Consider the following 19,750-nt stretch of genomic DNA (forward strand, 5'->3'; position numbering starts at 1 on the left):
CGATGCTGTCGAACATCCGACCACCACCGTTTCCGACATGCAAATCCGCGACTGGCCCGACAACGAACGTCCCCGCGAAAAGCTGCTCAAACATGGGCCGGCGGTGCTCTCCGACGCCGAGCTGCTGGCGATCTTCCTGTGCTCCGGCGTCCAGGGCGTGGACGTGGTGACCAGCGCCCGCCGGCTGCTCAGCAGCCACGGGCCGCTGCGCAGCCTGCTGGAACACACGCCGAAACAGCTGCTGAAATTGCCCGGCATCGGCCCCGCACGCGCCTGCGCGCTGCTGGCGGCGCTGGAACTGGGCAACCGCCATCTGGCCGCAGGGCTGGAACGTGGCGACGCCCTGACCGACCCGCAGGCCGCCGGCCGCTATTTTTCGCAGCGCCTGCGCGGGCTGCCGCACGAGGTGTTCGCGGCGCTGTTCCTCGACACCCGCCACCGCGCCATCGCGTTCGAAGAGCTGTTCCGGGGCACCGTCGACGGCGCCGAAGTGCATCCGCGCGAAGTCGTCCGCCGCGCGCTGGCGCACAACGCCGCCGCGCTGATCGTCGGCCACAACCACCCCAGCGGCAACGGCGAACCCAGCGCCGCCGACCGCGCGATCACGCTCCGACTGAAGCAGGCGCTCGGGCTGGTCGAAATCCGCCTGCTGGACCACTTCATCGTCGGCGACGGCGCGCCGGTGTCGCTGGCGGCGCGGGGGTGGGTTTGAGGGTTTTCCCTGTCGTCCATGAAGCAATTGTCATCCCGAGGCAAAGCCGAGGGACCTGTTTCCCAGGTGAATCCATCGAATGCCGACCATGCTCAACGAGCTCCAATACCACGTTTACATCATGTCCAGCCGTTCCAGAGCGATCTACATTGGCGTCACAAGCAACCTGATGCAGGGGGTCGCATCCCATCGCTCAGGTGCGATATCCGGCCATACCCGCCGCTACCGGATCACTAGGCTCGTTTACTTCGAGGCGACAAACGATATCCATGCAGCCATCGCCCGTGAAAAACAGCTGAAGGGGTGGCGGCGAGAGAAAAAGGTTCGGCTGATCGAATCCTGCAATCCGACATGGGAAGATTTGGCTGAGGATTGGCTCGTTGCGCCCACCTCCGATCGTTCCCCAAGCCCGGAAAGCCAAACTGAAGGGCATTCTTGAGCCGCACAACAGCAGGTCCCTCGGCTTCGCCTCGGGGTGACAACATCCGGACACGGCCCCTCGGCCCCTCTGCCCCTCGGCTACAATGCCCAACCCTCGAAACGCCGCCGCTTTCCGGCGAAAAATCCTCCGTGAAATCCCAGCTCCGCACCCTGATCGATCAGGGCATCGCCAATCTCCGCAGCCAAGGCACGCTGCCCGCCGATCTCCCCGCGCCGGACTTCGTGGTCGAACGCCCGAAGGACCGCAGCCATGGCGATTTCGCGACCAACGCCGCGATGACCCTCGCGGGGCGAATCAGTAAAGGCGGCGCGCGCAGCAACCCGCGCGCGATCGCGCAGGCGCTGATCGACGCCCTGCCCGCCAACGACGATATCGCCTCGGTCGAGATCGCCGGACCGGGTTTCCTGAATTTCCGTCTCTCCGCCGCCGCCTGGCAGCGCCAGCTGCGCAGCGTGCATGAACAGGGCGACGCGTACGGCCGCAACGCCAGCGGCGCCGGCCGCACCGCCGGGGTGGAGTACGTCTCCGCCAACCCCACCGGCCCGCTGCACGTCGGCCACGGTCGCGCCGCCGCGATCGGCGACTGCATCGCGCGCGTGCTCGATGCCAACGGCTGGAACGTCAAGCGCGAGTTCTATTACAACGACGCCGGCGTGCAGATCGAGAATCTTGCGAAGTCGACGCAGGCGCGCGCCAAGGGCCTGAAGCCCGGCGACGACGGTTGGTCGGACGACTGGTATCGCGGCGATTACATCGCCGATGTCGCCCGGGCGTATCTCGATGGCGTCTCCGTCGAAGTCGACGGCCAGACCGTTACCGGTGCCGGCGATGCCGATGACTTCGATGCGATCCGCCGCTTCGCCGTGGCGTATCTGCGCCGCGAACAGAATCTCGACCTCGCCGCGTTCGGCGTGTCGTTCGATACCTATTTCCTCGAATCCTCCCTGTACCGCGACGCCAAGGTCGAAGAGACCGTGCGCGAGCTCATCGCCCACGGCCACACCTACGAGGACGGCGGCGCGCTGTGGCTGCGCACCACCGCTTTCGGCGACGACAAAGACCGGGTGATGCGCAAGTCCGACGGCACCTACACCTACTTCGTGCCGGACGTGGCCTATCACCTCAGCAAATGGCAGCGCGGCTACCAACGGGCGATCACCGAGCTCGGCGCCGACCACCACGGTTCGCTGATGCGGGTGAAGGCCGGGCTGCAGGCGCTGGATGTCGGCATTCCGCAGGGCTGGCCGGAATACGTGCTGCACCAGATGGTCACGGTGATGCGCGGCGGCGAGGAAGTGAAGCTCTCGAAACGCGCCGGCAGCTATCTGACGCTGCGCGATCTGATCGACGAAGCCGGCCGCGACGCGGTGCGCTGGTTCCTGATCGCGCGCAAGCCCGATTCGCAGCTGGTGTTCGACATCGACCTCGCGCGTTCGCAGTCGCTGGACAATCCGGTGTACTACGTGCAGCTGTCGCATGCGCGCATCGGCGGCCTGCTGCGCCAGCTCGACGAGCGCGGACTGTCGTTCGATCTGCAGTCGGGGCTGTCGCAGCCGCTCGATCTCGACGGCGAAACATCCGCAAGCCGCGCCACCCGCGATCTGCTGACCGATCTCGCGCGCTGGCCGGAGATCGTCGCCGCCGCCGGCCACGATCTCGAGCCGCACCTGGTCGCCATCCATCTGGTCGAACTGGCGCAGGCGTTCCAGTCGTACTACAACGATCACCAGTTCCTGGTCGACGACGCCGACACCCGCAACGCGCGCCTGACGCTGGCGCTGGCGACGCGCCAGGTGCTGAAGAACGGTCTGGACCTGCTGGGCGTACACGCGCCGGAGAAAATGTGATGGCGGCGAAACGCGGCAAGTCCCAGGCCAAACGCAACGGTGGAAACGGCGGCATGCCCGGCTGGGCGTGGCTGGTGATCGGTCTGGCGCTGGGCGTGGGCGTGTTCCTGCTGGCGCCCAAATTCCTCGGCACCGGCGAAGGTTTTTTCCGCGCGACGCCGGACACCGACGCGCAGCCGCCGGCGCTGGACGGCATCAGCGACGGCGAGCCGATCGTCGGCGACAGCGACACCCCGACCGTCGCCACGGACCCTGCGCCCAAGACCCAGGATTACGATTTCTACACCCTGCTGTCGGGCGAAGAAACCGCGCTCAGCGATAGCGAACTGGCCGAGCGCGCCCGCGCCGAGGCTGCCGCGCGACAGACCGCCGAGACGCCGGCACCGCCTGCGGACCCGGATGCCGCCGACACCGTGCCGCCCGCGATCGATACGCCCAGGCCGCCCGCACCGACGCCCGTGGACACGACGACCGCTGCGAACGCGCCGGTCGAGCCGCCGAAACCGAAACCCGTCGCAGACGCGTCCGCCGGCGGCGATACGCGCTATCTGCTGCAGGCCGGCGCCTTCGCCGCTTCCGGCGATGCCGAGGCGCTGAAGGCCAAGATCGCGTTCCTCGGCCTGAGCGCCCGCGTGGAATCGGCGCAGATCAAGGACAAGACCGTCTACCGCGTGCGCATGGGTCCCTACGGCACCGCCACCGAACTGGCCGAAGCCAAACGCAAGCTCTCCGGCGGCGGTCTGCCGGCGATGGCGATCAAGGCGAAATAATCCCGCCCCTACTGCAGAGGATTTCCAATGCCGCTTCGACGCCGGATCTTCGTTCCGCTGCTTTCGGTTCAATTGCTGGGCATGCTCGCGATCGTGTCGGTGCTCGCACCGGTCCTCGCACAAGAGCCCGCCGCGAAACGCACTGGCGAACACCGCGCCGTCAACACCGTACCGGTCGAACTGCGGCCTGCGGTGACCCGCGCCGAATTCATCGGCCGCCAGATGTATCTGCACGACCGTGCGGCATGGCTCGCGACCGACGCGATGCGGGCAGAGAAACGCATGCGCCCACTGAAGAAACGCCTCGGCGGCTGGGTCACCGAACCTTCGGCGCTGGGTGTCCGCGTGATTTTCTTCAGCAACGACGACGCCCCGCAGCGACTCTACGAAATCGATGTCGACGAGCGCGAACGCCTCTCCGATCCGGTTCTGGAGTCGCCCGAGCCGCTGACCGCCGACCACCTCGCGCAGCTGCGCGCCCGCGCGCAGGCGCAGCAGCAGTCGTACCTGGCCTGTGCGCAGCAGTACAACACTGTGGTCCTGCCCGCCGCCGACGGGATCCACGTGTACATGATGCCCGGCTTCGTCCAGAACGATGTGTATCCGCTCGGCGGCTATCATCTGTACCGGTTCGACAGCAGCGGCAGGGATATCCTGTCGTCGCGCAAATTCACCAACGGCTGTCTCGATCTCGACGAATCCGCCGCCGCATCGAAGAAGAGCGACGACGGTTTCGAGCCGATCGGCATGATGTTTTCCCACCTGCTCGACCCGCAGCCGACGGAAGTGCATGTCTTCATCAGCCTGTACGCGAAGCGCCCCTTCGCGATCACCACCATCGACAACGACACGCTGTGGATGATCGAACGCGGCCGGGTGGGCGTGATCGATTCGATGGCATCGCTGAAGACGGGCCACGGCTCGTCCGACGCGTCGACATTGCCGGCCGGCGCGCCATGAACCGAGCGCGGTCGACCGGATCACCCGCCCGGATACGATTGCCGTGACCCTCGCCCACGTCTTCGCTGCGCTGTGCATCGTCTGGCCGCTGAGCGAGTTCTGGATCGGCGCGCGCCACCGTTCGGGCAAGCGCAACGAAGTCCGCGATCAGGGCACGCTGCGGCTTCTGCTGCTCACGATCTGGTTCTGCATCGCGCTGGCGGTATGGCTGGCGTATTGCCATCCATGGACGATGCCCGCCGCGTGGCAGCGACCGCTGCTGATCGCCGGCTGCGCGCTGATGGCGACCGGCATGCCGCTGCGCTGGTGGTCGGTGCGCACGCTGGCGCAGTTCTTCACCATCGTCGTCTCCATCCGCGAAGGCCATCGCCTCATCCGCAGCGGGCCGTATCGCCTGCTGCGGCATCCGTCGTACACCGGCGCGCTGATGACGTTCTGGGGCTTCGGCCTTGCGATGGGCGACTGGTCGTCGCTGCTGGTCGCCGCGCTGCCGGTGACCGCCGCGTTCCTGTGGCGGATCCGGATCGAGGAGCGGGTATTGGCCGACGCCTTCCCCGAGGACTATCCGGCCTACGCACGCGAAACCCGGCGCCTGATTCCCTATGTCTGGTAGCGTCGCGCGGTTGCGCCATCGCCTTACAATCCACGCATGAACCAGACCATCCTCATCACCGGCGCCACCTCCGGCTTCGGCCGCGCCGCCGCCAAGCGTTTCGTCGACGCCGGCTGGCGCGTCATCGCCACCGGCCGCCGCGCGGAGCGGCTGGCCGCGTTGGCCATCGAACTCGGCCGCGACCGCGTGCACACAGCCGCGTTCGACATCCGCGACGAAGCCGCGATGCGCGATGCGCTGGATGCGTTGCCGGAAGACTTTCGCGCGATCGATGTGCTGGTGAACAACGCCGGACTCGCGCTCGGCACGGCGCCGGCGCAGCGCGCGGATCTGGCGCAATGGAAGCAGATGATCGATACCAACGTCACCGCACTGGTGACGCTGACCCACGCGCTGCTGCCGGGCCTGATCGAACGCAAGGGTGCGATCCTCAACATCGGCTCGATCGCGGGCAGTTATCCCTACACCGGCGGCAACGTCTACGGCGGCACCAAGGCATTCGTGTCGCAGTTCTCGCTGGGCCTGCGCAGCGATCTGCACGGTACCGGCGTGCGCGTGACCTCGATCGAACCGGGCATGGCCGAAACCGAATTCACCCTGGTGCGCACCAGCGGCGACAGCACCGCATCGGAAAATCTGTACAAGGGCGCCGACCCGATCACGCCCGACGATATCGCCGAAACCATCTTCTGGGTCGCGAACCTGCCGCCGCATCTCAACGTCAACCGCATCGAAGTGATGCCTGTGAAACAGTCGTTCGCCGGTTTCACGGTGCATCGCGACTGAATCGAGGAACGGGCGGTCGTCGGTCGCCCGTTCCTCCTGGATCCGACGCTGCCGCGATCAGGGAATCGGGCAGCCGCATCCACGGTGGCACAGCCTCGCCCGCGTGGAGCAGGTCGCATAGGGCGTCCCCGACGCGAGACAGTTGTCGAATGCGACATCGCATTTGTTGTGGCAGCTGATGCAGCTGACCGCACTGGGCTGGAACGTGTTCGCCGATATCGCGAGGCCGGAAGCGAAAGCGAACGCCACTGCGGAAAAGAGCACGATCTTCTTGAATTTCATCGCAACACTCCTTGTTTGCCGTTGCCCGGATCGGGCAACCTCAGGCTACGCCCACGAAAACAATGCAGTCAATGCGATGCACGGGCACCGCGCACAGTTCCGTGCTCAGTGGCCGACGGACGGCGTCACGACCAGCGCGTGGCCATTCAGGCACGCGGCGATCACGGCATCGACCCAAGGCCTGTCGACCAGATAGGTGCTGCCGGCGACTTCGTCCACCGTCGCCACCACATCGGTGTCCAGTTCGATCCGCGCCTTGGTGCGATACCAGCCGAGCGCGGCATCGTCGATACGCATGTCTTCGCCGCTGCAGGACGCCGGCCAGTCGATCAGCAGGATCACGCGCGCTTGCGGCCAATAGACGCGTACGAACGCGGCGGCCCCGTCCTGTTCGATCGGGCCGATGTACAGCCGCTGCGGGCCGCGACTGGCGGCATCATCGACGATCTTCTGCAGCAGTGCGGCGACGCAGCGGAACTGCGGGCTGCGCGCGATGGCGATCAACTGCGATACGGGCTCGTTCTGCGGAGCTGCGCTCGCGATCCTCGCCGGCGAACCTGCGGACATCGCAAGAACGAACACAACGATGCGCATACCGTGTTTCATTCACCGCTCCAGCAGGGTGTCGTCGATACTTCGCGTCGCATGCGGCGATGCATTCCGCCGCATCAGCCGCTCGCGGATCCGCAGCCCGGGCCGCTCCACCGAATAATGCAGCAACGCCGCGCCGAGCAGCGAAGCGATGCCGTATACCACGAACGCGATATGGCCCCGTCCTTCCAGCGCCTCGCCCAGATGGGCCTGCACCAGACCGTAGATCGGCTTGTGCACCAGATACAGGCTGAACGACACCGCCGCCAGCCAGCCCGCGCCCGGCAGCGCACGACGACCGATCCAACTGCCGGTCTGCGCGCCCGCGAACACCAGCAGCGCCAGCCCCAGCGACAACACCGGCCAGCCGATGCTGTTGCCGAGCAGCCCGGTGCGGTCGCGGAACAGCCAGAAGCTCAGCGCCATCGTCGCCAGCCCCGCGACCAGCACGAGATTCGCACGCGTCGCCGCACGCGCCCAGCGGTCGGGGCGATAGGTCTTCCACACCGCGAGGATCACGCCGGCAAGCAGGCCATCGAGCCGGTTCCAGGTCGGGTAATAGATGTTTTCGACGAACCAGTTGCGGTCGGAACCCAGCGTATCGAAATGCAGCCACGTGCCGGTGCGCAACGCGATACCCGTCGCGACGATGAATACGCAGACCGCGACGAAGACATTCGCCGATGGTCGCCGCAGCAGCGCCAGCGCCAGCAGCGGAAACGCAAGATAGAAATGCTCCTCGACGCACAGCGACCAAGCGTGCGAGAACCCGGCATGGTTCGTGTAGTCGATCGACAGATTCATGAAGAAGCCGGCGAACTTCCACCACGGCTCCATGCCCGGCGCCTCGCGGAAACCGGGCCAGAGCAGATACAGGGCGAGCACGGCGAAGAACGCCGGCAGGATCCGGAACGCGCGACGCGCGTAGAAATCCTTGAACGAAAACCGGCTGCCGCTGGCCAGCGGCTTCAGCACCTGCGCGCCGATCAGGAACCCGCTGAGGACGAAGAACAGGTCGACGCCCATCCAGCCGTAGCGCGACAGCCACGACCAGTCTTCGCCGAGACCGCCGACGAGGAACGAGTGGAAGAGCATCGTCCACACCACCGCGATGGCGCGCAGCAGATCGAGACCGGGCATCCGCATCGAAAACTCCGGGAAAGGCGCGATACCGGTGCCGGGATCGGATGACACTCACCGAGAGGCCGTCATCCCCGCGAACGCGGGAACGACGAAAATCGGGATACGCGCTTGAGCAAGAACCATGACGTGCCCGAGTCGGAAGGACGAGGCGCGCCGCGAAACGGAAGTCTAATGCGTGTCCGCGCGCACGGGATCGCAGCGGACGCGATGTGACATGCGTTACGAGAGCGGCTCGTCGCTCAGGTACGTGTAGGCGGTCAGTCCGTTTTCCAGCGCTTCGTTCAAGCGCGCCGCTTCGCCCTTGCTCAGATCCACCGCGCCGACCTTGGCGCGATAGATGCGGCGCAGGTCGTCGAGCTTGTAGCCCACGTAATCCAGCATCACGTCGGTCGTATCGCCGCGTCGCTGCTGGGTGACCTTGAAGCCGTCGTCGCCGACGCGCACTTCGATCGCGTCGGTGTCGCCGAACAGATTGTGGATGTCGCCGAGGATTTCCTGGTACGCACCGAGCATGAAGAACCCGATCCGGTAGCGTTCGCCCGGGCGCAGCCCGTGCAGCGGCAGCGAGCTGTGCAGGTCTTCGTTTTCGACGTAGGTATCGATCTTGCCGTCGGAATCGCAGGTCAGGTCGGCGATCACGCCGTGCCGGTCGGGCTGCTCGTCGAGACGCTCGATCGGCACGATCGGGAAGACCTGGTCGATCGCCCACACGTCGGGCATCGACTCGAACAGACTGAAATTGACGAAATACTTGTCGACCAGGCGCTCGTTGAGCTCGTCGAGCAGATCGCGGTGGCTTTTTTCGTCGTAGGTGAGGCGCGCGCGCACCGCGTGGGCGATCGCATAGAACAGATCGTCCAGCCGCGCGCGGGCGATCAGATCGATCTGGCCCAACGCATACAAGGACAGGCCTTCGCTGTGATGATGCTGGGCTTCGTGGAACAACTCCACCGCCGGGCGCGTATCGATCTCGGCATAGATCTCGCGCAGATGGCGGATGGTCGCGGCTTCATCGTCGTGCGCGGGCGGCACCCGGCCTTCCGGCGCGCGTTCGACTTCGGAGACGTTGGTGACCAGCATCGCGTGATGCGCGGTCATCGCGCGACCGCATTCGGTGACGACGCGCGGCGGGGTGATCCCGTACTGCTCGCAGGCTTCGGCCAGCGGCTGCACGATGCTCGACGCGTACTGGTGGATGCCGTAGTTGATCGAACAGTAGCTGCGCGAGCGCGTGCCTTCGTAATCCACGCCAAGACCGCCGCCGACATCGACGTGGGTGACGGTCGCGCCGAGTTTCGAGAGTTCGACGAAGTAGCGCGTGGCTTCGCGCATGCCGTTGGCGATATCGCGGACGTTGCTGATCTGCGAACCCATGTGGAAATGCAGCAGGCCGAGGCAGTCGCCCATGCCCGCGTCGCGCAGGGTCTTCCACAGATCCAGCACCTGGCGCGGCGACAGTCCGAACTTGGCCTTGTCGCCGCCGCTGTTCTGCCATTTGCCCGCGCCCAGCGACGCCAGGCGCATGCGCACGCCGAGACCAGGCTTCACCCCGAGCGCCTTGGCTTCTTCCATCACCAGCGGCAGTTCGGACGGTTTCTCCACCACGATGAAGGTCTGCATGCCCAGCTTGCGGCCGATCAGCGCGAGACGGATGTATTCGCGGTCCTTGTAACCGTTGCAGACGATCAGGCCACCGGGCCGGCTCAGCGCCAGCACCGCCATCAACTCGGGCTTGCTGCCGGCTTCCAGACCGAAGCCTTCACCGGCATGCGACGCCAGCGTGCCGGCGACGGCCGCGTGCTGGTTGACCTTGATCGGATACACCGCGGTGTAACCGCCAGCGTAATCCCACTCCTGCTGCGCCTGCGCGAACGCTGCCTGCAGCTTGCCGAGGCGGTCGCCGAGGATCTGCGGGAAGCGCACCAGCAGCGGCAGCTTCGCACCACTGGCCTGCGCCGCGTCGACGATTGCCGGCAGCGCTGCACCCGGTGCCTGCGCACCTTGCGGATGGACCACGATGCGGCCCTGCGCATCGACATCGAAATACCCTTCGGCCCAGTGCGGGATCGAATAGGTCTTGCGGGCGTGGTCGATCGACCAGGCGGTCATGGGCGTGCTTCCGGTGGTGCCGTGGGGACGCGCATTGTAGAGCCTGCCCCGTGGATGGGTTTGACACGGGGGCGGGTCCCGACCCGCCGCTCGGCTTCCCGGCCCCGTTCAGCTCCGCCGCCGGTACACCGGCTCCGCGCACAGCCCACGCACGCGCCGCGCTTCGGCCTTGTGCCCGCTTTCGGTGAACACGCTGACGCTGCCCGGCAGGCGCAGGGCTTCGACAACGCGCTTCAGCCCCGGCCCTTCGCTGGCGACCGAACCGCGCCAGGTCACCAGCAGCGCGTAGTGCGCGGGTTCTTCGGCCAGATCGAAGCGTTTGCGCGCCAGCCACGCCTGGCCGACCTGCTCGACCCGCGCCAGCGCTTCGCGCAGGCCGTCGAGGGAGGCCGCGTCGAGATCGTGACCGATCAGATCGTCGTCTTCCGCCACGTCGTCGCGGGCTTCCAGCGACTTCGCGCGCTCGGCGAACTCCTCGCGCAGCGCCGCAAGCGCATCGGCCACGCGCGGCGCGAGCGTACCGTCGCGTTCGTAGCCGCGAAGCTTCTCGAACACCGGCCGGATCGCGCCGGCATCCAGGGTCATCGCCCGGCGCAGATGTTCGACGCCTGCGGCATCGTCGGCGTCGATCCGCAGCACGCCGGCGCGGACGTGCGCGCTGGCGCTGTCGGGCGCGCGCTCGATCGCGCGGTCGTACAGCAGTGCGGCGTCGAAGTCCGGGCGCAAACTGTCCACCAGTTGCGCATGTTTCAGGGTTTCGGCCGCGTCCCACTCGCCGCGGCGTTCCAGTGCGTCCAGACGCTCGCGATCCGCCTTCGCCCCGGCGTAGGCGGCTGCCCACGGTTTCCGTGTTTCCTCGCGCCACACCTCGTCCAGCGTGCGCTCGATCTTCGCCAGCGCCTCGCCCAGCAGGGTCGTCGCAGGCGCATCCTGCAGCCGCAGCACCGGCGGCGCACCGACCGCCGACACGCGCTGCGGCAGCGTCGGATGGGTGTCGGTGAGATCGTTGTCGCGTTCGGCGCTGGCCAGCAGGCGCGCGATATCGATCGGCGGCAATTCGCGCAGCGCCGCTGCGAACAGCGCGTTGTACTGCGCGGGCGGCTGCGGCTGCGCGCGCATCCGCGCCTGCAGATTCGGCAGGAAACGGCGCGTGAGCCATTGCGACGCATGCTCCAGGCGGATCAGCGCCGACACCCGCGCCGCTTCGCCCGCGACCCGCGCGCTGACCGCGTCGGCCTCGTATTCGTCCTCGCGCGCCAGCACGAAGCTGTAGGCGTTGAAATACGGCGCGTACCATTCGAAGAACTTCACGAACAGCCGCGACATCGCGGCACCGCTGCGCGCCATGGCGTCGACCAGCCGGAACCAGCCGATGCGCACGCGGTAGATCCAGCCGGAAAAACGGCCGTGACCGCCACGGAAATGGCCGAACTCGTGCGCGATCACCGCCGACAGTTCGGCGCCATCCAACAGCCGCATCAGCGGCAGGCCGATCACCAGATAATGCCGATAACCCGACAGACCGAGCAGGCGCGGCAGGCTCGCCGCAGCGGCATTGAGATCGCTGTCGATCACCACCGCCTCCAGCGGCGGCGCCCCGGCCGCAAGACGCAGGCGCTCGATCTCGGCCTCCAGCGCGGGCGCATCGCCGGGTGCCAGGCGATAGCCCGAGGGCGGGTCGAAACGCAGCCACAGCGCGCGCACCACCACCACCGCGAACACGCCCTGGGGCAGCAACACCATGAACGCCCACGGATCGAACCCGCGCCCGCTGGCCAGCAGCGCGATCACGATCCCGACCGGCAGGCCCACCGCGACCAGCAGGATCAGTCCGAGGACGGCATAGCCCAGCGCCGCGAGCATCGCCACCCGGGCGCGATACGCCTGCGGCGCCTCGCGGGCCTGCGCCTGCAGCCGTTCGATCAGGGCCCTGTAGCGTTGTTCCGAAGCTTTCGCCGCCATCCGCGCCTCCTGTGGCCGGCTCCTCCCGTGGCCGGCTATCGTAGCGGAAGCGCTCCGGTACAATTCGCGCCCCAAGACCGTTTCCGGAACCGCCGCGATGACCGCACCCACCTGGCATTACGAGAACTTCGAGCCCGCCGGTTCGGCCATCGGCTATCGCATCACCCGGAAACTCGACGAAGTGCAGTCGCCGTTCCAGAAGATCGAGATCTACGAAAGCACCGACTGGGGCAATCTGATGCTCATCGACGGCGCGATGATGCTCACCACCCGCGACAACTTCCTCTATCACGAGATGATGTCGCACCCGGCGCTGTTCACCCACGCGGATCCGCGGCACGTGGTGATCATCGGCGGCGGCGACTGCGGCACGCTGCGCGAAGTGCTCAAGCATCCCGGCGTGAAAAAGGCCGTGCAGTGCGACATCGACGAACAGGTCACGCGCATGTCCGAGAAATGGTTTCCGGAGCTGTGCGACTCCAACCACGACCCGCGCGCCGAGCTGCTGTTCGACGACGGCATCGCCTACATGGCGAACTGCGCGCCGGGCAGTCTGGACATCGTGATCGTCGATTCCACCGATCCGGTCGGCCCCGCCGAAGGCCTGTTCAACAAGGCCTTCTACGAAAGCTGCTTCCGCGCGCTGAAGGACGACGGCATCCTGGTGCAACAGTCGGAGTCGCCGCTGGTGCTGCTGGATCTGATCAAGGAAATGCGCGCCGAAATGGGCAAGGCCGGCTTCGCGCGCTTCCAGACCCTGCCGTTCCCGCAGCCCTGCTATCCGACCGGCTGGTGGAGCGCGACGCTGGCGAAGAAGTCCGGAGGCTTCGACTTCCGCGAAGCCGATGCGCGCGCCAGGACGTTCGCATCGAAGTACTACAGCGCCGAAATCCACAAAGGCGCGTCGACGCTGCCGCCGTTCGTGGCCGAGGCGCTGGGGGAATAACGGCTTTCCAACATTCCCCTCATCTTCGCTTAAGACGATACGGTTACAAGATTCGCAGCGAATGTCGGGAATCCTTCATGTCGGAACCAGCCTCGGGCCACCCGCAGGGCGGCCACGGGTCGTCTACGCTGGATGTCGGCAATTCCCCGGCGCAACCGACTTCGATGTGGTGGACGCATCTGTGGATACCGCTGCTGGTCTTCGCGGCGCTCATCGCGCTGATCACGTGGCAACACCTCGACTGGCGGCTCGCCCACGGCCTCTTCGCCGGGCAAGGCGATGGCTGGCCACTGCGCAAGGCCTTCCTGACCGAAACGCTGATCCACAAACGCGGGCACGATCTCACCATCGCCGCATGGGTGGCGGTGCTCGTGTACTGGCTGGTCGCCTTGAAACGCGAGTCGCTGCGGCCATGGCGCAGGCCGCTCGGCTACCTGCTGCTCGCGGTCCTGCTGGCGACGCTGCTGATCTCGTGGATCAAATCCTGGTCGAACATCGACTGTCCTTGGGACATCGTCGGGCTCGGCGGCGACCGCCCCTACATCAGCGTGTTCGCCACACGGCCCGGGGGACTTCCCGATGGCCGCTGTTTTCCGGCCGGACACGCCAGCGGCGGCTACGCCTGGATGGCGCTCTACTTCTTCTTCCTGATGACCCGCCCGCACCTGCGCTGGCGCGGGCTGGCCATCGGCGCGGGCGTCGGCGTGATCTTCGGCATCGCGCAGCAGTTTCGCGGTGCGCATTTCTTCTCGCACGACCTGTGGACCGCCATGCTCTGCTGGACAGTCGCGTTCGGCCTGTATCGCGTGTTCCAGCGCGGAAGCGTTCGACGAGCCACCCCGCAATCGCTGCAGGATGACGCCACGCACTGATGCCATATCGGGGCGGATGACGATTCCGGACGTCGCGCAGGCCGATCGCCTGTACCATCGGGCTCGACATCGCAGAGATCCGAAGCCATGGCCGGCGGCCCCAACCTCGACCGACTGAACACCGTACTGATCGCGGTGTCGATGCTGTTCGCCATTCGCTGGCCGTTCGAGACCCTGCTGCTGGCCTACGCCGTGCTCGGTCCGCTGCACTACATGACCGAAATCTCGTGGCTGCACGACCGCAATTACTTTCTTGCACGTCGCCGCGACATCTGGCCGCTGATGGCCGGCGGCCTGGTGCTGATCATCGCCATCGGCTCGGTCGCGAGCGTGGACAAGAGCGCACTGCATCTCGCGGTCGAGAACGGCGCATTGTTCTCGATCTTCGGTTTCCCGCTGGTGCTGGCCGCCACCCCCGGCTGGGTCAAGCGCCTGCTGCTGCTCGCAGTGCTGGTTCCCGCCTGCTATCTCCTGGCGCGCACGTTCCTGTTCGCCGAGTCGCTGGCCGGCTATCTGCCGACCTTGATCCATGTCTATGTGTTCACCGGACTGTTCATGCTGCTGAGCTGGTTGCGCCGACCGAGCCGCGACAGCGCCGGCGCAGCGATGGCCTTTCTGCTGTGTCCGCTGCTGTGCTGGCTGGCGCCGCTGGACTGGAGCGCCGCCGCTTCGCCATGGGCCGAACGCAGCTTCATCGGCACCCTCAGCGCAATCAACGATCTGATCCTCGGCGATGCCGGGCTCACGTTCGACCGGACCGAAATCATCGAACACCCGGCCAGCATCCTGATCACCCGCGTGCTGGCGCTGGCCTACCTCTACCACTACCTCAACTGGTTCTCGAAGGTACAGCTGATCGGTTGGGCGCGGATTCCACCGCTGCGCGGCACGATCATCGTCGCGCTGTGGCTCGGCTCGGTGGCCGTGTATTTCCACAACTACCTGCTCGGCTTCGCGCTGCTGCTGATCCTCAGCTTCATGCATGTCGTGCTGGAGTTCCCGCTGAACCACCGGTCGTTCCGGGAGATCGGCGGATTCTTCGGCAAGAAATGGTCGCCGCGCCCCGCCGAGTGATCGACATCGGGACGCGCGGCTAGAGCGCGTCCCCGTCCATCTCGCCGGTGCGGATGCGCACCACGCGTTCCAGATCCCATACGAAGATCTTGCCGTCGCCGATCTTGCCGGTGCCGGCGGCTTTCATGATCGCTTCGACGACGCTGTCGACCTGCTCATCGACCACCGCGACTTCGAGTTTGATCTTCGGCAGGAAATCGACCACATACTCGGCGCCGCGATACAGCTCGGTGTGGCCTTTCTGGCGGCCGAAACCCTTGACCTCGGTGGCGGTGATGCCGGCGACGCCGGCCTCGGCCAGCGCCTCGCGCACGTCATCGAGCTTGAAGGGCTTGATGATGGCCATGACCATTTTCATGTCGGGGCTCCGGGGCGCTGCGGGAATGGGGGTAGAGGATAACGCCTGCGTCGGTGGCGGGACCACGGACGCGCATCAGCGTAGCGCGTGGACCCGGCTGACGCCACGGCACAGAGTCGACTTGTTCGGACCATCAAACCTTTGTCCGTTTGACGCGCGATGCGAGTTTCGCTTTGCGGAGCAGTCGCTCGGAACGCATGACGTGCAGGATGAAGACCGTCTGTCCGTCAAAACGATAGAAAATACGGCAGGGCGGCTCGACAATCTGACGATAACGGGATCGCTTCAGTTCCTGTGGCCGACTGCCGCTTTCGGGATGCTCGGCCAGCTGACCCACATGCTCGATGACGCGTCTGACGATCACGGATGCCGCAGCCGGGTCTTCCAATGCGATGTAATCGGCTATCGCATCCAGGTCGCTCAGTGCTGGGTCCGACCAGACTATTTCAGCCATCTGGCGAGGCGCGTCCTGGCTTGATCGTGAGTCGCGACACGGCCTTCGGCAACCGCTTGCTCCCCACGCGCGATGCCCTCAAGGATGGTCATCCGTTGCTGCATGCGCTCATAGGTCTCAACGTCGATCAAATAAGCGCTGGGCAGCCCGTGTTGAGTAATGAGAATGGGCTCTTTGTCCCGCTCGATATCCGAGAGGAGTTCAGTCGCTTGACGCTTCAGCGTGGTGACGAGTTCAGTGCGCATGAAGTGACACTAAAGTATCACTGCAGGGCATGCAAGTGCTCGCAATGGCCCAACGCGGGCTTGACGGCCGGGTCAGACTTTCCCGACGCCCATGCGCGGTTTTCCCCGATGGTTCCGACACGACAGGCGCGGGATGCTGGGGCCCGCGCTACAATCCACAGGACATGCCCATGATCGACCTCAGCCAGATCGACGACCTCGCCCGCCGCCTCAGCGGCCTGGTGCCCCCCGCGCTGCGCGAGGGCCGCGAGGACATGCAGGACAACTTCAAGGCCGCGCTGCAATCCGGCCTGGCCAGACTCGATCTGGTCACCCGCGAAGAGTTCGACGTTCAGCGCGCGGTGCTCGCCCGCACCCGGACCCAGCTCGACGAGCTGCGGACGCTGGTCGAGCAGCTGGAAGCACAGCTCGCCCAACGCGACGCCGGCGACACCTCGCCACCCCAAGCCTGAGGGCCGCCACCATGACCCTTGCGCTCGTGCACACCCGTGCACGCACCGGCGTGCGCGCGCCCGCCGTGAAAGTCGAAGTGTTTCTCGCCGGCGGGTTGCCGCGCATGTCCATCGTCGGCCTGCCCGAAGCGGCGGTCCGCGAAGCCAAGGACCGCGTTCGCGCCGCGATCCAGTGCGCGCAGTACGACTTTCCCACCCGCGTCATCACCGTGAATCTCGCGCCTGCGGATCTGCCGAAGGACGGTGGCCGCTTCGACCTGCCGATCGCGCTGGGCATCCTCGCCGCCAGCGGGCAGATTCCGCTGCAGGCCTTGAACGAATACGAATTCCTCGGCGAACTCGGGCTCACCGGCGAACTGCGCAGCATCGACGGCGTGCTGCCGGCGGCGCTGGCCGCCGCCGAGCACGGCCGCAAATTGATCGTGCCCGTCTTCAACGGCGCCGAGGCCGCGCTCGCGTCCGAAGTCGAGGCGTATACCGCACGCACGCTGCTGGAAGTCTGCGGCCATCTGTGCGGACACCGCTCGCTGCCGGCCGCGATCGCACCCGCCAGCGCCTACGACTACGGCCCCGACCTGCGCGACGTGCGCGGACAGACGCGCGCGCGGCGCGCACTGGAAATCTCCGCCGCGGGCAGCCATCACCTGCTCCTCGTCGGCCCGCCCGGCTGCGGCAAGACCCTGCTCGCCTCGCGCCTGCCCGGCCTGCTGCCGGAAGCCAGCGAAGTCGACGCGCTGGAAACCGCCGCCATCGCATCGATCAGCGGACGCGGCCTCGACCCCACCCGCTGGCGCACCCGCCCCTTTCGCAGCCCGCACCACACCGCCAGCGCCGTCGCTCTGGTCGGCGGCGGCGCCGAACCGCGTCCCGGCGAAATCTCACTCGCCCACAACGGCGTCCTGTTTCTGGACGAATTGCCTGAATGGGACCGCCGCGCGCTGGAAGTGCTGCGCGAACCGCTGGAATCCGGAATCGTGACCATCTCACGCGCAGCGCGGCAGAGCGAGTTTCCGGCGCGCTTCCAGTTGGTTGCAGCGATGAATCCTTGTCCTTGTGGCTGGGCGGGCGATCCTTCGGGGCGATGTCGTTGTCATCCTGAAGCGATCCTGCGTTATCGAGGAAAAATTTCAGGGCCGTTGCTCGAACGCATCGATCTGCATGTGGAAGTGCCGCGATTGCCACCGGCGGAATTGCGTCCCGATGCGCCCCCCGGTGAATCCAGTGATGTGGTGCGTACTCGCGTTGTGCGTGCACGCGAAGTGCAACGACAACGTGCAGGCCGCTGCAACGCGCATCTCGATCAATCTGAAACGAATGCGGTGTGTCGGCTTGCGCCGGATGATCAGGCGATGCTGGAGAACGCGATTGATCTGTTGCAGCTCTCGGCGCGGTCGATGCATCGCATTCTGCGGGTGGCGCGGACGATTGCTGATCTTGCTGGTAGTGCGGATATTCTTGGGCCGCATGTAGCTGAGGCTATTGGGTATCGGCGTGGGGAGCGGGCAATATCGTCACGAGCGACGTGAGATCATCGGGCGGCCTTCAGCCCACCATTGCAACTGGAGAAAGGCCCCACTGACCCGAATGGCACTTACTTAAGCACGGCATCCAGATTTGTGTCATTCCCGCGTAGGCGGGAATCCAGTGACTTCAGGCTTTCTTGACCAAGCGAAGGCGCTGGATCCCCGCTTTCGCGGGGATGACGGGGCTTAAGTAAGCGCCATTCCACACTGACCCCTGTTTTTCGTAGGGCGCACAAGTCGAAGGCGTGGTGCGCCGTTTTATTTGAACGGTGGGAAGCTAACCCGGCCCGATGTTGTATTGAAATTTGCTCGCAGAGTCGCCCTGATCAGTCTTTAAGGTGATGGCGGTCCACACCTCGAAGAATTTTCTCGAGAAGCGCAAGACTCTTGGGCGAATCGAAAACCGCTGAATGGATCTTCTTTCGTCGATCGATAACGTCGGAGACGTCCCAATCAAATACGTTGTCCCAAACCGAATTCCCATCTGCCAGACCACTACGTCCAAGCCTGCGTGTGCCGAAGTGCTTTAGCCCCGCAGAAGCGCCAAGCACCTCGTCCAGCCCAGTGTATAAAGCGCCAATTCTGTAGCATAAGTTCGCCATCAGGCTTCCGTCGCTATCCTCGGGTTTCTCTTTCTGGAATATGTCGTTATCGACATCGGCGGCAACCATCGCGAGTTGATGAATCAGGGTGATCAGCTGCGGGCTGTTTAAACGCTTTGCCGCAACAGCGAGGCCCTTCTGGACAACATAGCCCCCCATGCTATGTGCGATAACCGAGATTTTGGCGCGACATTGCAGTTCCAGATTGTCTGCATCGGCCGCATTGCGTTCCTGGACAGACACCACGTCATGAAGTTTGACGAAGAGCTCTGCTGTCTGGGTTCCAGAGTCGCGTGCATCTTCCCTGTCGGGAAGGTATCCGGCTGCGGAACCGTTTGAGGGCCAACTGAAAAGCATGGGACAGCCAAGATCAGTTGCTTCAAACAGGTCGGACTTGAGTTGCCGATAGCGCTCCACAGATTCTTTCCAGGTGTTGTTGTAACCGTGTACAAACAGCGAGAGATGCTTCTGATCCTCATTGTTAAAATCGTGGATGACCGGAAACGTCGATGCGATTTCCTGCAAGGCCTTGACGAGCTTCCCGCCGTCCAACTTTTCCCAATTACTGGCTTTGGTCGGGGCAGACTTGGCTGGGCAGGTGTAGCAGACCAGCTTGTCGACGCGTTGAGAGCCCCAGCCATCCGATTCAGCGTTGCGGTTCGTAACCATGAAATATGGAATATTTTTCATATTGCGCTCTCCGTAAGCATTGTCATCAATGTCCGCGATCTACCATTCACAGGATGGGATTCGTCTCTTTTTCACAATCTCTGCCCTGAATTTGAAATACACGGCTGGCGAATCCAGTCAGGGAAAATGCCAACGGCATGTCTTGATTGTGGGTGTCCCAATCTCCTAGAGGGACACCCACTACTTCATTTGGCAATGCGGTGACCGCGAGAAACCATAGTGGCGACACCTGTCTAAGCAGCGGCTAGCGGAGTGTCGAGCTTTTCTAGATCGTGTGTGTCCCGGTCTTGAGCTCCTAAAGCACTAGCTCAGCCGCC

The 19,750-nt window shown here is 65.2% G+C and carries 21 protein-coding genes; 12 read left to right on the forward strand and 9 right to left on the reverse strand.

The window, feature by feature from the left end:
- Positions 1 to 37: 37 nt before the first annotated feature.
- From radC to HOP03_04570, 7 genes are all read left to right on the forward strand, one after another.
- The gene (gene radC / locus HOP03_04540) at positions 38 to 712 is read left to right on the forward strand and encodes a DNA repair protein RadC (GenBank protein ID NOT87433.1); all 675 of its coding nucleotides are present in this window, start codon (positions 38 to 40) and stop codon (positions 710 to 712) included.
- An 88-nt stretch (positions 713 to 800) separates the two neighbouring features.
- Entirely contained in the window at positions 801 to 1,151 is a 351-nt protein-coding gene (locus HOP03_04545; protein NOT87434.1) for a GIY-YIG nuclease family protein, read from the forward strand.
- Between the two features lie 131 nt (positions 1,152 to 1,282).
- Positions 1,283 to 3,001: an arginine--tRNA ligase gene (locus HOP03_04550; GenBank protein ID NOT87435.1), complete on the forward strand. Its 1,719-nt coding sequence runs from the start codon at positions 1,283 to 1,285 to the stop codon at positions 2,999 to 3,001.
- Positions 3,001 to 3,771 carry a sporulation protein gene (locus HOP03_04555; GenBank protein ID NOT87436.1) on the forward strand — a complete coding sequence of 257 codons (771 nt, stop codon included), beginning with the start codon at positions 3,001 to 3,003 and terminating at the stop codon, positions 3,769 to 3,771. Before HOP03_04550 ends, HOP03_04555 begins: the two co-directional genes overlap by 1 nt.
- Before the next feature lie 27 nt (positions 3,772 to 3,798).
- Positions 3,799 to 4,731, forward strand: a complete 933-nt coding sequence (locus HOP03_04560) for a hypothetical protein (protein NOT87437.1) — start codon at positions 3,799 to 3,801, stop codon at positions 4,729 to 4,731.
- A 43-nt stretch (positions 4,732 to 4,774) separates the two neighbouring features.
- Positions 4,775 to 5,344, forward strand: coding sequence for an isoprenylcysteine carboxylmethyltransferase family protein (locus HOP03_04565; protein ID NOT87438.1), 570 nt, complete (start codon positions 4,775 to 4,777; stop codon positions 5,342 to 5,344).
- 36 nt (positions 5,345 to 5,380) lie between these two features.
- Positions 5,381 to 6,130, forward strand: a complete 750-nt coding sequence (locus HOP03_04570) for an SDR family NAD(P)-dependent oxidoreductase (GenBank protein NOT87439.1) — start codon at positions 5,381 to 5,383, stop codon at positions 6,128 to 6,130.
- Between the two features lie 57 nt (positions 6,131 to 6,187).
- Here HOP03_04570 and HOP03_04575 read toward each other — a convergent pair whose 3' ends face one another.
- From HOP03_04575 to HOP03_04595, 5 genes are all read right to left on the reverse strand, one after another.
- Positions 6,188 to 6,412: a hypothetical protein gene (locus HOP03_04575; protein NOT87440.1), complete on the reverse strand. Its 225-nt coding sequence runs from the start codon at positions 6,410 to 6,412 to the stop codon at positions 6,188 to 6,190.
- Between the two features lie 105 nt (positions 6,413 to 6,517).
- Positions 6,518 to 7,018, reverse strand: a complete 501-nt coding sequence (locus HOP03_04580; GenBank protein NOT87441.1) for a hypothetical protein — start codon at positions 7,016 to 7,018, stop codon at positions 6,518 to 6,520.
- Complete coding sequence (locus HOP03_04585; GenBank protein ID NOT87442.1) at positions 7,019 to 8,149, reverse strand: acyltransferase; 1,131 nt, start codon at positions 8,147 to 8,149, stop codon at positions 7,019 to 7,021. It abuts the gene before it with no gap.
- Positions 8,150 to 8,365: 216 nt separating this feature from the next.
- A complete protein-coding gene (gene speA, locus HOP03_04590; GenBank protein NOT87443.1) occupies positions 8,366 to 10,255 on the reverse strand; it encodes an arginine decarboxylase in 1,890 nt (629 codons plus the stop codon).
- Positions 10,256 to 10,363: 108 nt separating this feature from the next.
- A complete protein-coding gene (locus HOP03_04595) occupies positions 10,364 to 12,217 on the reverse strand; it encodes a M48 family metalloprotease (protein ID NOT87444.1) in 1,854 nt (617 codons plus the stop codon).
- Between the two features lie 97 nt (positions 12,218 to 12,314).
- Between HOP03_04595 and speE the strand changes: the two genes are divergently transcribed.
- The 3 genes from speE to HOP03_04610 all read left to right on the forward strand — a co-directional run bounded on the left by speE (position 12,315) and on the right by HOP03_04610 (position 15,109).
- Positions 12,315 to 13,163: a polyamine aminopropyltransferase gene (speE, locus tag HOP03_04600; GenBank protein ID NOT87445.1), complete on the forward strand. Its 849-nt coding sequence runs from the start codon at positions 12,315 to 12,317 to the stop codon at positions 13,161 to 13,163.
- A gap of 77 nt (positions 13,164 to 13,240) precedes the next feature.
- Complete coding sequence (locus HOP03_04605; GenBank protein ID NOT87446.1) at positions 13,241 to 14,035, forward strand: phosphatase PAP2 family protein; 795 nt, start codon at positions 13,241 to 13,243, stop codon at positions 14,033 to 14,035.
- Positions 14,036 to 14,122: 87 nt separating this feature from the next.
- Positions 14,123 to 15,109 carry a hypothetical protein gene (locus HOP03_04610; protein NOT87447.1) on the forward strand — a complete coding sequence of 329 codons (987 nt, stop codon included), beginning with the start codon at positions 14,123 to 14,125 and terminating at the stop codon, positions 15,107 to 15,109.
- Positions 15,110 to 15,128: 19 nt separating this feature from the next.
- Here HOP03_04610 and HOP03_04615 read toward each other — a convergent pair whose 3' ends face one another.
- The 3 genes from HOP03_04615 to HOP03_04625 all read right to left on the reverse strand — a co-directional run bounded on the left by HOP03_04615 (position 15,129) and on the right by HOP03_04625 (position 16,166).
- Positions 15,129 to 15,467, reverse strand: a complete 339-nt coding sequence (locus HOP03_04615; protein ID NOT87448.1) for a P-II family nitrogen regulator — start codon at positions 15,465 to 15,467, stop codon at positions 15,129 to 15,131.
- A gap of 133 nt (positions 15,468 to 15,600) precedes the next feature.
- Positions 15,601 to 15,921: a type II toxin-antitoxin system RelE/ParE family toxin gene (locus HOP03_04620; protein NOT87449.1), complete on the reverse strand. Its 321-nt coding sequence runs from the start codon at positions 15,919 to 15,921 to the stop codon at positions 15,601 to 15,603.
- Positions 15,909 to 16,166 (reverse strand): type II toxin-antitoxin system Phd/YefM family antitoxin, encoded by a 258-nt coding sequence (locus tag HOP03_04625; GenBank protein NOT87450.1) that lies wholly within the window; start codon positions 16,164 to 16,166, stop codon positions 15,909 to 15,911. Before HOP03_04625 ends, HOP03_04620 begins: the two co-directional genes overlap by 13 nt.
- A 170-nt stretch (positions 16,167 to 16,336) precedes the next feature.
- On the opposite strand from HOP03_04625, the gene HOP03_04630 reads away from it, so the two are divergent.
- A complete protein-coding gene (locus HOP03_04630) occupies positions 16,337 to 16,618 on the forward strand; it encodes an accessory factor UbiK family protein (protein NOT87451.1) in 282 nt (93 codons plus the stop codon).
- Positions 16,619 to 16,629: 11 nt separating this feature from the next.
- Positions 16,630 to 18,144 carry a YifB family Mg chelatase-like AAA ATPase gene (locus HOP03_04635; GenBank protein ID NOT87452.1) on the forward strand — a complete coding sequence of 505 codons (1,515 nt, stop codon included), beginning with the start codon at positions 16,630 to 16,632 and terminating at the stop codon, positions 18,142 to 18,144.
- Positions 18,145 to 18,467: 323 nt separating this feature from the next.
- Here the strand turns inward: HOP03_04635 and HOP03_04640 are convergent, their stop codons facing one another.
- A complete protein-coding gene (locus HOP03_04640; protein ID NOT87453.1) occupies positions 18,468 to 19,433 on the reverse strand; it encodes an alpha/beta hydrolase in 966 nt (321 codons plus the stop codon).
- Between the last annotated feature and the right edge of the window lie 317 nt (positions 19,434 to 19,750).

Source organism: Lysobacter sp. (genome assembly GCA_013141175.1).
In the GTDB taxonomy this organism is placed as follows: Bacteria; Pseudomonadota; Gammaproteobacteria; order Xanthomonadales; family Xanthomonadaceae; genus Lysobacter_I.